Annotated in this window: 8 protein-coding genes; 7 read left to right on the top strand and 1 reads right to left on the bottom strand. The window is 76.1% G+C overall.

Annotated features, from left to right (window positions below):
- The first annotated feature begins 366 nt into the window (after positions 1–366).
- From K7I03_RS01095 to K7I03_RS01065, 7 genes are all read left to right on the top strand, one after another.
- On the top strand, positions 367–1,047 hold the full coding sequence (locus tag K7I03_RS01095) for a DUF4328 domain-containing protein (RefSeq protein ID WP_224346802.1): 681 nt from the start codon (positions 367–369) through the stop codon (positions 1,045–1,047).
- Positions 1,048–1,470: 423 nt separating this feature from the next.
- Complete coding sequence (locus K7I03_RS01090) at positions 1,471–2,295, top strand: ABC transporter ATP-binding protein (RefSeq protein WP_185945201.1); 825 nt, start codon at positions 1,471–1,473, stop codon at positions 2,293–2,295.
- A gap of 5 nt (positions 2,296–2,300) precedes the next feature.
- Positions 2,301–4,847 carry an ABC transporter permease gene (locus tag K7I03_RS01085; RefSeq protein ID WP_185945200.1) on the top strand — a complete coding sequence of 849 codons (2,547 nt, stop codon included), beginning with the start codon at positions 2,301–2,303 and terminating at the stop codon, positions 4,845–4,847.
- 124 nt (positions 4,848–4,971) lie between these two features.
- A complete protein-coding gene (locus K7I03_RS01080) occupies positions 4,972–5,478 on the top strand; it encodes a hypothetical protein (protein ID WP_185945199.1) in 507 nt (168 codons plus the stop codon).
- Positions 5,479–5,574: 96 nt separating this feature from the next.
- Complete coding sequence (locus K7I03_RS01075) at positions 5,575–6,969, top strand: erythromycin esterase family protein (RefSeq protein ID WP_185945198.1); 1,395 nt, start codon at positions 5,575–5,577, stop codon at positions 6,967–6,969.
- 189 nt (positions 6,970–7,158) lie between these two features.
- The gene (locus K7I03_RS01070; RefSeq protein WP_185945205.1) at positions 7,159–9,528 is read left to right on the top strand and encodes an Orn/Lys/Arg family decarboxylase; all 2,370 of its coding nucleotides are present in this window, start codon (positions 7,159–7,161) and stop codon (positions 9,526–9,528) included.
- A 263-nt stretch (positions 9,529–9,791) separates the two neighbouring features.
- Complete coding sequence (locus K7I03_RS01065) at positions 9,792–10,589, top strand: maleylpyruvate isomerase family mycothiol-dependent enzyme (RefSeq protein ID WP_185945197.1); 798 nt, start codon at positions 9,792–9,794, stop codon at positions 10,587–10,589.
- Positions 10,590–10,911: 322 nt separating this feature from the next.
- Here K7I03_RS01065 and K7I03_RS01060 read toward each other — a convergent pair whose 3' ends face one another.
- Positions 10,912–13,047 (bottom strand): HelD family protein, encoded by a 2,136-nt coding sequence (locus K7I03_RS01060; RefSeq protein ID WP_221903494.1) that lies wholly within the window; start codon positions 13,045–13,047, stop codon positions 10,912–10,914.
- Positions 13,048–13,562: the final 515 nt, after the last annotated feature.

Here is a 13,562-nt window from a genome sequence, read left to right as displayed (position 1 = left end):
CCGATGATCAGGGCAATGGCGGCTTTTCGCAGGTCATTCACCCGTGCGGGGCAGCGGCCGCGCGCCCGTCTCCGTCAGGTCCGGGCCCCGCTGTCCGAGGGGCCCGATAACCTCGCATGACCAGTGACTCCCTGTGTCCGCGCCTGTCGGCGCGCCGGAAAACGATCGAGGTCGTCGTAGGTGCTGTGTGCGATATGTCAGAGAACGCCGGCTGTGGGGGCGACAGGGTGCTGCGCCGCCTGCGCGGTCCCCGGTACCCCGCCGGCCGGCGGGCCGGGGTACGGCGGCGGGCCTGAGGCCGCGCCGGGGGCCGGGCCGCTCCTCGCCGGGCCGCCGCCCCCATACCCCGGGCCCCTGCCCGGCCCCGTGCCGCGCCTCGCGTCCCCGGTCGGGCTCGGCCGGGCGGTCGCCGCGCTGCTGGGGCTGTGCGTCCTGACCGACGTCTTGGCGCTCTTCGCCGGCACCAATATGTACGGGGTGGCGGACAAGGCGATCGGCGAGGGCGTCGGCACGCTGTCCGACCGTGAGGTCGACCGGGCCGACCTCCTCCAGTTCGTCTCCGGCGCCACGCAGACGGCCGCGCTGCTGGCCTGTGCCGTCGTGTTCCTCGTCTGGTTCCACCGCGTGCGCTCCAACGCGGAGGCGTTCCGGCCGGACGGACACCGGATGAGCCGGGGCTGGAGCATCGGGGGCTGGTTCGTGCCGGTGGTCAACCTCTGGTTCCCGAAGAAGATCGCCAACGACGTCTGGGCGGCGAGCCTGCCGTATCAGCCCGACGGTTCGCCGGTCCGCGCCCCGCGCACGGTCATGAACTGGTGGTGGGGCCTGTGGATCGCCACCCTCGTCCTGGGGCGCGCGGGCGGCCGGATGTACGCCCGGGCCGACAGCTTCGAGGAGATCCGCCGCGCCACCGGGGTGCTGATCGCCGCCGATGCCGTCGACATCGTGGCGGCCGTCCTCGCCTTCCTCTTCGTCCGCCGGCTCACCGCCCTCCAGGACGCGAAGGCGCACCAAGGGCCCGTCCTTCCGGTCGCCGTCACCCCGTGACGCGCCGGCCGGACGCCCGGGCCCTCGGTCGTCCGGCCTCCGGTCGTCCGAACCTCCGGTCGTCCGAACCTCCGGTCGTCCGGCTCCCGCGCGCGGGCCCGCGGTGGTCGTCGTCGGGGCGGGCGAGGGCGGAGCCCCGCCGGGCCTCCGCCGGCCCCGCCGGGCCTCCGCCGGCCCCGCCGGGCCTCCGCCGGCCCCGCCGGGCCTCCGCCGGCCCCCGCGCCTCCGCCAGCCCTGGCGTGCCGCCTCCGCCTCCGCCTCCGGCCCCGCGCCCCGCCTCCCGCAACCCCGGCGGACCGGGCAGCGCCCCCGTCCGACCTGGGGAAAACCCCACCGCCCGAGCCCGGCTGCCTCCATGGCCCGCCCCCGTCCCCGATCCGTAGCGTCGACGGCGTCGACAGCACCGGCGGAGAAAGGGACACCATGGCGTTGCGCCGCGACCGCACACCCACCGAGGAGCGCCAGGGCACGGCCCCGGCGGTCGAGCTACGGGCCGTGCGGCGCCGGTACGGGCGGGGTGAGGGGGCCGTCGAGGCGCTGCGCGGGGTGGACCTCGCCCTGCCCGGCGGGAGCTTCACCGCGGTGATGGGCCCCTCCGGCTCGGGCAAGAGCACCTTTCTGCAGTGTGCCGCCGGGCTGGACCGGCCCAGCTCCGGCGAGGTGCTGCTCGGTGGCGAGGCGATCACCGGGCTGAGCGAGGACCGGCTGACGAAGCTGCGGCGCAGCCGCGTCGGCTTCGTCTTCCAGTCGTTCAATCTGCTCCCCTCGCTCACCGTGCAGCAGAACGTCCTCCTGCCGCAGCGCCTCGCCGGGGAGCGCCAGGACCGGCACCGGGCCCAGCAGCTGCTGGCCGAGGTGGGCCTGGACCGGCACGGCCGGCGCCGTCCCGGCCAGCTCTCCGGCGGCCAGCAGCAGCGGGTGGCCATCGCGCGGGCGCTGATCACCCGGCCCGAGGTGGTGTTCGCCGACGAACCGACCGGCGCCCTCGACACTCGGTCCGCCCACGAGGTCCTGGGCCTGCTCCGGCGGGCGGTCGACGCGCTCGGCGCGACGGTCGTCATGGTCACCCACGACCCGGTGGCCGCCGCCCACGCCGACCGGGTGCTCTTCCTCGCCGACGGCCTGCTCGCCGGTGAGCTGACCCGCCCGGACCCGCAGGCGGTCGCCGACCGGATGGTCGCCCTGACCGCCGCGGCCGACCGCCGCCCGGCCCCGGCACCGGCTCCGACCCCGACGGCGACGGTGTGAGCCGCATGCCGAACGGACTCGCGCGGGCCTCCGTCCGCTTCAGGCCCGCCTCCTTCGCGGGCAGCCTCGTCGCGCTGCTGTTCGCCTCGGCGATCATCACCGCCTGCGGGGTGCTCCTCCAGACGGGCATCACCGCCCACGTCGTACCCCAGCGCTACGCCCACACCCCGGTCGTCGTCACCGCCGACCCGTACGTCCGCATCACCACCGGCCACGGCGAGAACCGGTCGACCAGCGAGTCCGCGCTGCCCGGGCGCGGCCGGGTGCCCGCGGCGCTCGCCGCACGTATCGCGGCCCGGCCCGGCGTGGCCGCCGCCGTGCCCGAGCAGGCGTTCCCGGTACGGGCCGGGGGCGCGGCGCTCCCCGACCTCACCGGACGGCCCTACGGAAGCGCCGGCGTCGCCCTCGCCCCGGGCGCCCGCCCGCTGTCCGACGGCCGGGCGCCGCGCTCCGGCGAGGTGGTCCTGGACGCGGCCTCGGCGCGCGCCGCCCGCCTGGCGACCGGCGACCGCGTCACGCTCACCGGTCCCGGCGGCACGGCGGCGTACCGGGTCGCCGGCCTGGCCCGGGAGGGCGCGGGCCGGGCGACCGCCTGGTTCGCGGACGCCACCGCCGACCGGCTCTCCGGCCACCCGGGCGCCGTGGACGCCATCGCCGTACGCCCCCGGCCGGGCACCGCCGCGCCCGCCCTCGCCCGCCAGGTCCGGCAGGCCGTCGGCGACGGACCCGAGGTGCTGACGGGCGACGCGCGCGGCGCGGCCGAGGAGCCCGGGCTGACCGACGCCCGGGAGCTGTTCACCGGCATCGGCGGCTCCTTCGGCGGTATCGCCGCCTTCACGGCCGTCTTCGTCGTCATGGGCACGGTGGCCCTGGCCACCGGCCAGCGGGCCCGCGAGTTCGCCCTGCTGCGCGCCATCGGCGCCACCCCGCGGCAGATCCGCCGCACCATCGCCACCGAGGCGGTGATCATCGCGCCGGTCGCCGGCACCCTGGGCATCCTGCCCGGGCTCGCCCTCGCCCACTGGTGGTTCGGCGAGCTGGACGAGCGCGGGGCCGTCCCCGACGGCGTGCGCCTGGACGTCGGCTTCATACCGCTGACCGTCGCCGTCGGCGCCACCCTGCTGTCCGCGCTCGTCGCCGGGTACGCCGCCGCCCGCCGCTCCGCGCGGCTGCGCCCGAGCCAGGCCCTCGGCGAGGCGTCCGCCCCACCCGTCCGGCCCGGCTGGATACGCACCCCGCTCGGCCTGGCCGCCCTCGTCGGCGGCACGGTCCTCGCCGGCCTCGCCGCCGACCAGAACGGCGAGACCGCCGCCAACACCGCCCTCGGCGTCGTCCTGTGCTTCCTGCTGGCCATCGCCCTGCTCGGCCCGCTGGTGGCTTGGCTCTGCGCGACCCTGCTCGGACTGCCCCTGCGCGTCCGCGCCGCGGGCGCCGCCGGGTCGCTGGCCGCCGACAACTCCCGGGCCCAGGCGCACCGCCTCGCCTCCGCCATCACCCCCATCGTGATGGTCACCGCCTTCTGCGGAACCCTCCTCTTCCTCCAGGGCACCATCCGCCACGTCGCCGACCGGAACGTCCGCGACGCCGTCGTGGCCGACCGCGTCCTCACCACCACCGGCCCCGGGCTGCCCGCCGCCACCGCGGAACGCGCCGACCGCGTCCCCGGCGTGGACACCGCCGTCGGCGTCCTGCGCACCGGAACCCTCCACAAGGCCGGGGACGGGCTGTCGTCCGCGACCGCCCTCGGCGTCTCCGGCGACCCGGCCCGGCTCCCCGCCGTCCTCGACCTCGGCGTCCGGACCGGCTCCCTGGCCGGGCTCGGCACCTCGTCCGACACCGTCGCCGTCGCCACCACCCTGGCCGACAGCCTGCACGTCACACCCGGCGACCGGGTCCCGCTCTGGCTCGCCGACGGCACCCGGGTCCGGCCCCGGCTCGTCGCCACCTACGAGCGGGGGCTCGGCCTCGGCGAGGTGCTGCTGCCCCGGGCCACCGTCGCCGCCCACGCGGCCACCGCCCTCGACAGCCACGTCCTGGTCAAGGAGGCCCGCGGCGCGGACCGGGCGGCCGTCGCCCGGCGGCTCGCCGCACTGGCCCCGCCCGGCACCACCGTCACCGACGCGGCCGGCTTCGCGGCCGCGGCCGACCGCGACCAGGAGCTCAACGCCTGGGCGAACACCGTGATGGCGGCCGTGCTCGGCGGTTTCGCGGCCGTCGCCGCCGCCAACACCCTCGTCATGACCGTCCTCGACCGCCGCCGCGAGGTCGCCCTGCTCCGCCTGACCGGCACCACCCGCCGCCAGGTGCGCGACATGATGCGCTGGGAGGCCCTCCTGGTGGCCGCCAGCGGCCTGACCCTCGGCGCCGTCATCGTCTGGATCACGCTGGTCCCCATCGCCCGGGGCGTCACAGGCTCCGCCCCCTACGTCTCACCCGTCACCGTCCTCACCCTGACGGCCGGCGCCGTCCTCCTCACCGTCACCGCCACCGCCCTCCCCACCCGCGCCCTCCTCCGCCGGGCACCCCTGGCGGCGGGGGCGGAACGGGGGTGAGACGGGCGGGCGGACGGCGGGTCCCGCCCGTCGGAGTCGGGCGGGCCTCGCCGCCAGGGCCCGCCCCCGACGCCCCGGCGCCCGCGGACCCCGATTAGGGTGATCAAGGAATTGGGGGCGGGGAATGAACACCGGCGGAGAAGCGCACCAGGTACGCCAGGGCGGGAGCGGCGCTCGCCCGCCCGCCGCCGGGCAGGCGGGCGAGGACCCGGGTATGTCCGCGGGGAAGCGTCCGGTCACGCCCGGCACGCTGCTCGCCGCACTGTCCGTGCCGGTCATGACCGTTCTCGGGGTGGCAAGTGCCCTGCACTCGGAGGACATTCAGGACGACTGGTCCTTTCGGCAGCAGAGCGCGTGCCGGCACATGCCGTTCCCGATGACGGAGTACCTCGCCGCCTGGGGTGGGGTGGCCCTCGGCGTGGCAGCGGTGATCGTCGGCGTCCTGACGGTGACACGGCTCCGCCGACGGCACGGCACCCGGCTCGGGGGCCGGTGGCCGGCGCTGCTGGTCTCCGTCGGAGTGCAACTCTTCATGTGGCTCAACGTGCTGGCGATTCCGATGGAGTCGATCACCCTCTACGAGACGTACTCGAACGCCGGATCGCCGGTGGTCCTGGGCGACTGCGCCTAACGCCCGCCGGTTCGGCTCCTCCGGGGGACAACCCCACCCGTCACCGGAGGCGTTCCGGATGGCCGCCGGTACGACCCGCCGCCGATGCTGAACGGCATGACACGACATCAGATCACGGCTCTGCTGGGCCTCGTCCTCTGCCTGGGCACGGCCGCCGCCACGACCCCCGCCCTCGCCTCCCCACCCGCCCCATCCGCCACCGCCACCGACCGCGCCGACGCCGCCGTCGTGCAAGCGATCGAGCGCGCCGCGCACCCCCTGCGGACCACCGAACCCGGCGGGCCGGACGGCGATCTGCGCGCCCTGGACCGCGTGGTGGGGGACGCGCGCGTGGTGGGGATCGGGGAGGCGACGCACGGGTCGCACGAGTTCTTCGCGCTCAAGCAGCGCGTCTTCCGGCACCTGGTACGCGACCGGGGATTCCGCACCTACGCCCTGGAAGGGCCGTGGAGCACCGGACTCCGGCTGAACGACTATGTGCTGCACGGGAAAGGCGACCCGCGCCGCATTATGCGCGAGGACTTCCAGGACTCCTACCTCCTCTGGAACACCCGGGAATACCTCTCGCTGATCCAGTGGATGCGCTCCTGGAACCTCGCCCACCCCGGCGACCCCGTCCGCTTCATGGGCAATGACGTCGCCTACGCCGGCCCGGACCTCTACGACCGCGTCCTCGACTACGTACGGCGCGCCCACCCGGCCGTCCTGCCCGAACTGACCGCGCTCTACCGGGACCTGCGGCCCACCGGACCCTCCGGCCCCTACCTGCGCGACTACCTCACCCGGCCGCTCGCCGAGCGCAAGGAACGCGCGGCCCGGGCCGCGCGCGCCCTCGACCTCCTGCGGAAGCAGCGGCCCGCGCCCGGCCGGACGGCGGGGGAGGCGCACCGGTGGGCCGTACGGAACGCGCTCGCGATACGGCAGACCGCCGACCAGTACGCCTTCGACTTCTCCAGCCAGGGGGGCGTCACGGCGGGCATGCGCTACCGCGACCGGGTGATGGCCGACAACACCGTCTGGTGGCAGGAGAACACCGGCGGCAAAGTCCTGCTCTCCGCCCACAACGGCCACATCGGCTACCGCAGCGGCGACCCGGTGAACTACCCCAAGACGCAAGGCGCGTTCCTCCGCGACCTGCTCGGCACGCGCTATGTCTCCGTCGGACTCACCTTCCACCACGGGACGTTCAACGGCGTCGGAGCCGACGACGCCATGCTGGACGCCAACGTCCGGCGGTTCACCGTGGCCGCGGCACCCGGCGGCAACGAGGACACCCTCGACCGCGTCCGCCACCGTGACTACCTGCTCGACCTGCGCACGGTCCCCGCCCCCGCCCGCGACTGGCTGCGCGCGCCGCGCCCCGCGCTCGACTACGGCACCGCCTACCCCGCGCCGCGGAAGCCGGTCGCCCTGGCCCGGGCCTACGACGCGCTGGTCCACCTGCACTCCGTACGGGCCTCGGACCGCCTCCCGGCGGGTGAGGGCGGCTGAGCCGCGAGCCTCTTGACCGCGCCCGGCGCCCGGCCGCGCCCCCGCGCGCCCGGGAACGCCACGGCTCCCCACCCACGGGTGGTTTGAACGCACCCGGCCCGTCGCGCGCCGCCCCGCGCGCCAGACTGGTCGGAGGACGACCCGATGATCCGATCGGGATCCGGGCGGACCGCGCGCAAGGGGGACGAGATGGCCGTCGGCACCGTGCTGTTCGCGCTCGACCAGGACCCGCGGGACCAGGGCGCGCGCGGCGGGCAACTGCGCAGGATCCGCGCCGCCCTGGAAGCCGACGGGCTGGAGGTGCGCTGGGCCGGCACCGCGGCCGACGCCCGCGCCGTGCTGCGCACCGAGGCGGGCCTCGTCGCCGCCGTGGTGGCCTGGGACCTGCCCGCGGGCGGCCACGCCGGGGACGAGCCGGGCGGCGCGTCCGTCCTCCGTGGCGCCGGCCGGCGGTTCAAGGACCTGCCCGTCTTCCTCGTCCTCACGGACGAGGCCGACGAGGACCTCGACCGGCTGCCGCTGTGGGTCGCGGAGAGCGTCGTCGGCTACGTCTGGCCGCTGGAGGACACCCCCGGGTTCATCGCCGGCCGGATCTCCGGCGCCGCCCGCGCCTACCGGGAAGCCGTGCTCCCGCCCTTCTTCAAGGCACTGCGCCGCTTCGACGACGCGCACGAGTACTCCTGGCACACCCCGGCGCACGCCGGCGGCGTCGCCTTCCTCAAATCCCCGGTCGGACGCGCCTTCTTCGACCACTACGGGGAACGGCTGCTCCGCAGCGACCTCTCCATCTCCGTCGAGGAGCTCGGCTCCCTCTTCGAGCACACGGGCCCCATCGGCGACGCCGAGCGCAACGCCGCCCGCATCTTCGGCGCCGACCGCACCTACTTCGTCCTCCACGGCAACTCCACGGCCGACCGCATGGTCGGCCACTTCTGCGTCTCCCGGGACGAGATCGCCCTCGTCGACCGCAACTGCCACAAGTCCGTCCTCCACGGACTCGTCCTCTCCGGCGCCCGGCCCGTCTACCTCGTCCCCACCCGCAACGGCTACGGGCTCGCCGGGCCGGTGCCGCCGGCCGAGACCGCGGCGGACGCGGTGGCCGGCCACGTCGCCCGCAACCCGCTGGCCGCCGACGCCGCGCACCCCCGCGCCGAGTACGCCGTCATCACCAACTCCACCTACGACGGCCTCTGTTACGACGCCGTCCGGGTCGCCCGGCAGCTCGCGCCCAGCACCCCCCGGGTGCACTTCGACGAAGCCTGGTTCGCCTACGCCCGCTTCCACCCGCTCTACGCCGGCCGCTACGCCATGTCCGTCGGCCCCGACACATTCCCCGGCCCCGACCGCCCCACGGTCTTCTCCACCCAGTCCACGCACAAACTCCTCGCCGCGCTCTCGCAGAGCGCGATGGTCCACGTCAGGGACGCACCCCGGGCGCCCGTGGACCACGAGCTGTTCAACGAGGCGTTCATGATGCACGGCACCACCTCGCCCCTCTACCCCGCCCTCGCCTCCCTCGACGTCGCCGCCGGGATGATGGACGGCCCCCAGGGCCGCTGGCTGATCGACGAAGGGATCACCGAGGCCGTCCGGTTCCGGCAGGCCGTCGTCCGCACCGGACGGCGCATCACGGCCGCGGGCGACCGGCCCGACTGGTTCTTCGGCGTCTGGCAGCCCGACACCGTCACCGACCCCCGCACCGGAGCGCCCCACGACTTCGCCGACGCCCCGCCCGACCTGCTGCGCACCGAACCATCCTGCTGGGAGCTGGCCCCTGACGCCGACTGGCACGGCTTCCCCGGCCTCACCGAGGGCCACTGCATGCTGGACCCCGTCAAGGTCACCCTGACCTGCCCCGGCATCGACGCCACCGGCCACTGGTCCGACACCGGCATCCCCGCCCGCGTCCTGACCGCCTACCTCGCCACCCGGGGCATCGTCGTCGAGAAGACCGACAGCTACACCACCCTCGTCCTGTTCTCCATGGGCATCACCAAAGGCAAATGGGGAACGCTCCTCGACGCCCTCATGGACTTCAAAGCGCTCTACGACACCGACGCGCCCCTCGACCGCGTCCTGCCCGGCGTCGTCGACCGCCACCCCCGCCGCTACGCCGGCACCACCCTCGCCGAGCTGTGCCACTCCATGCACCGGCACCTGCGCGACACCGACCTGGTCACCCTGCTGGACACGGCCTTCCAGGAACTCCCCGAGCCCGTCGCGCCGCCGCAGCACTGCTACCAGCGGCTGATCCGCGGCGGCACGGAACGCGTACGCCTCGCCGACGCGGCCGGCCGCGTCGCGGCCGCCATGGTCACCGTCACCCCGCCCGGCATCCCCGTCCTGATGCCCGGCGAGTCGACCGGCGCCGCCGACGGCCCGCTGCTGCGCTACCTGCGCGCCCTGGAGTCCTTCGACCGGGCCTTCCCTGGCTTCCGGAGCGAGACCCACGGCGTCACGGTGGACGAGGAGACGGGCGACTACGGCATCGCCTGCCTGCGGGCCGGCGAGGAGGACCCGAGCCGGGCGTCGGCGCCCGGCCGGCCGGTCACCAGGTGACGGGGTCTCCTCGACGCCGCGGACCGTCGAGCCCGGGCGGAGGCGGAGGGCGGGTCCGGGGACGGAGAGCCGGAGGGCGGGGAAGCGGCGATGTCCTCTCCCGCGGGGCGGCCCCCGGCGTTCCCGGTGCGTGGAGCGCGCGCTGTGCGCCGGGGGTTTCACGACCGGTGGCCGTTTCCGGCACTGTCCCGGATCGCGGATCGGATCCGGTCCGGGGGCCCCGCCGGTCCGCGGCCGCCGGCCGGCGGCGGTAGGGTCGGCGCATGGACCTCGTAGCCCATTTCCGCCGCGAGACACGGGCGTTCGAGGACGCCGTCCGGCGTGCGGCCCGCGCCGGGGACGCGCCCCTGGTCCCCTCCTGCCCCGGCTGGACGGTCGCCGACCTGACCGGGCACCTGGGCTGGGTGCACCGGTTCGTGGCCCGGATCGTCCGCGACCGCCTCCAGGACGCTCCCGAACACCTGGACACGACCTTCCTCGACCTGCCCGCCGACCGCGCCGGCTGGCCCGACCCCGAACGCCCGCCGACGCACGGGCCGGTGCCGGCCTCTCTCGTCGACTGGTACGCGGCCGGCGCCGCCGCGCTGGCGTCCCGCTTCGCCGAACGGGACCCCGCCGACTCCGTGTGGACCTGGTCGGCGGACCGCACCACCGGCTTCTGGCTGTGGGCGCAGACCTTCGAAGCGGCCGTGCACCGCTGGGACGCGGAGAACGCCCTCGGCGCGGCGGAGCCGTTCGACGCGGAGCTCGCGGCGGGCGGTGTCGGGTGGTTCCTCGGCACGGTCGTCCCGGCCTGGCGGGCCCGCGGCCGGGCGGCGCCCGGCGCCGGCGAGCGGTTCGGCTTCCGGCGCACCGACGGCGAGGGCCACTGGACCGTCCACTTCGACGGCGACACCGTCCGCTACGCGCCGGGCCCCGGCCCCAGCGACGTCGAACTGTCCGGAAGCGCCTCGGACTTGACGCTCTTCCTCTGGCGCCGCATCGCCGCGAAGGGGCTGGCGGGCGTGGAGGGCGACCTAGCCCTCCTGGACCGGTGGGCGGCGCTGGTGCCGACGGTCTGACCGTCGTCAGGTGTGCCCCGGCCCCCTTCCAGAGGGGGCACCCCCGTTCACCGTTTCTCGCGAAGGCGGGCCCCCGTACCCCCCCAATCGCGCTGCGCGCGAGGGGCTTCGACAGGGGCGCCAGGGCGGTCGTGGCCTCGCACGGCGCCGTGCCTCCGGCGGCGGCCGTACCCCCGCGGCGCCTCGCGCGCCCTGTCGCCGGAGGCCGCGCGCGGGCCCTCGGCGGACGCCGCCACCGCCAAGGGCCGGCGCCGCGCGGGCCGCCACCGCCCAGGCCCGTCGGCCCGCCACCGTTCTCGTACGTCCGCCGTCACCGCCGCCGTCACCCCGCCAGCGGCCCCGGCAGCGGCCGGCCGTGGAGGATGTCCAGGCGGGAGACGGCCCGCGTCAGTACGACGTACAGGCGGTGCAGGCCGCGCGGTTCCGCTTCGGTGATGGCGGTCGGCTCGACCACGATGACGTGGTCGTATTCCAGGCCCTTGACCAGGGTCGCCGGCAGGACGGTGACGCGGGTCGCCGGGCCCGTTTCCTCGTCCTCCGCTGTCGCCGTCGTGATGCCGGCGGCGCGCAACGCCGCTTCCGTCCGGGGCAGATCGGCGGCCGCGGTGATCACCGCGATCGCTCCGTCCCGCCTCAGTGCGGCCCGGACCGTCGGTGCCACGGCGGCCATCGGATCGGCGACATGACGGATCGTCAGTTCGCCGTCCGCGCGCAGGGAGCGGGCCCGCGGTACGTTCACGCCGAGTGCGGGGACGAGCCGGCCGGCCAGTTCCATGACGGGGGCCGGGACGCGGAAGCCGGTCGTCAGCGGCACCACCGCGGCGTGCGGCTTGCCCAGCCGGTCCAGCTGGGCCGCCCAGTCGCGCGGCGCCCAGGGCTCGGTGGCCTGGGCGAGGTCGCCGAGTACGGTCAGCGATCCGAACCTGCTGCGCCGGGCGACGGCCCGGCACTGCATCGGCGACAGGTCCTGGGCCTCGTCCACCACCACGTGCCCGTAGCCCTCGGGGTGTTCGATCAGCCCGGCGACCTCGTCCAGCAGGAGCAGGTCCGCCGCCGACCAGCGGGCGTCGCGGTACGAGCGCGGGGGGCGGGCCCAGCGCAGGGCGGCCTGCTCGGCGGCGGTGAACAGCCCGTCCGCCGCCGCCGCGAGCGTTCCGGCGTCGCCCAGGAGGGCGGCGACCACTTCCTCCGGGCGGGTCACCGGCCACACCGTGTCGAGGAACGAGGTCACCGGGCGGCAGCGGCCGGTCTTCCGCTCCCAGGCCGCGCCGCGCGGGCCGGCACGGCGCTCGGCCTGCCGCCGGACGAGCGCGACGACGCGGGCGCGCAGGTGCTCGCGGCCGGTCGCGTACGGCAGGCCCCGGCCGCGGACGTCGGCGAGGGCGTCGGCGAGCGCCTCCTCGGGCACCCGCCAACGGTACGAGCCGTCGGTGACGACCACCGGTTCCCGGGGAGCGGACAGCCGGGCGTACAGCGCCCGTTCGAGGGCCGTGGCCATCCGGTCGTCGTGTTTCAGTACGGCCGTGTGCTCGTCGTCGGCGGCCCGGACGGGGTGGCGGGCGACGAGGTCGGCGACGGTGAGCTGGGTGACGCCGACCTCGCCGAGTGCGGGCAGGACCTCGGAGATGTAGCGGAGGAAGGTCCGGTTGGGGCCGATGACGAGGAGGCCGCCGCGGCGGAGCCGTTCGGGGAAGGTGTAGAGCAGGTACGCGGCGCGGTGCAGGCCGACGGCCGTCTTACCGCTGCCGGGGGCGCCCTGGACGCAGACCGAGTCGGCGAGGCCGGCGCGGACCAGGTCGTCCTGTTCCGGCTGGATGGTCGCCGCGATGTCGCGCATCGGCCCGAGCCGGGGCCGTTCGATCTCGGCGGTGACCAGACCGCTCGCGGCGGCCGAAGCGACGGCTGAAACGGCGGCCGAAGCGGCGGCCGGGCCGGTGGCCCGCGCGGGGCCGAGGTGCTCGTCCTCCAGCGCGGTCAGGTCGTCGGGGGCGCCGTCGCTCCCGGGCGCCCAGCCGAACCGGCGGCGCACGGCGACGCCTTGGGGGTCGCGGGCGCTCGCCTGGTAGTAGACGCGGGCGACCGGCGCCCGCCAGTCGATCACCAGGGGCGGCGCGGCCGGGTGGACCGAGACGCGGCGCCGGCCGACGTGGTACCGCTGCCCCCGGTGGTCGCCGGCGGCCGGGCCGTCCTCGAAGTCGAGCCGTCCGAAGAACGGCGGACCGTCGGGTTCCTCAGCCAGCCGGCGGGCGCGGGTCCGCAGGTGGCGGCCGAGCGCCTCGGCGCTCGCGCCGTCGCCCGAGACGTCCTCGCCCTCGGTGACCCGGCCCCCGGCGTCGGTCACTTGGCGGCGCGCGGCCTCGCGGCACACCGCCGCGTACTCCCGTTCCTCGGCGAGCGCGGTGCCCGGAACGCCGGCGGCCGGCCGGCGTTCCCCGGATTCCTGGATGTGGGGCGGCATGGGTGAGCGCTTCCTCTCCACGGTGGAAGGTGACGCGCCCAGGATAGGTTAACTCGGTTAAGAATGTGTCCGGGTTATTCGATGGGCTCCCCTGGCGTGTGCGCCGGCCCAAGTGCCCCGCCGCCACCCGTAGGTTGAACAGGGCCGCGCCGACGGACGGCAGCCGCGCCCGTCCCGTCGGATCGGCGGCCGGCAGCCACCGGTCCGCGGCCGGGCGCACCTCCAGCCGGAACGAGCCCGGGACCGGACGGATCTCCCACGGCTGCGAGTTGTGGATCGACGGGGCCGCCGCGGCCGCCGTCAGCAGCGTCTCCAGGTCGGTGGTGCCGAGTCCCGCCGCGCCCATCGCCATCAGTCCCTCCGCAGATCAAGGGGTGTTCCGCCGCCCACGCCGCGCGGCCCGGCGGCGGCCCGCCAGGGGCCGAGAGGCCCCGGCGGGCGGGAATCCGGCCCCTGTTCCGTCCCGCCTTTGCCGGCCCCCGTACGGTCGTACGAACCGGCCGGTATCCTGGCCG

The organism is Streptomyces mobaraensis, assembly GCF_020099395.1.
Classification (GTDB): Bacteria; Actinomycetota; Actinomycetes; order Streptomycetales; family Streptomycetaceae; genus Streptomyces.
This window is presented reverse-complemented; position numbering and strand designations above follow the sequence as displayed.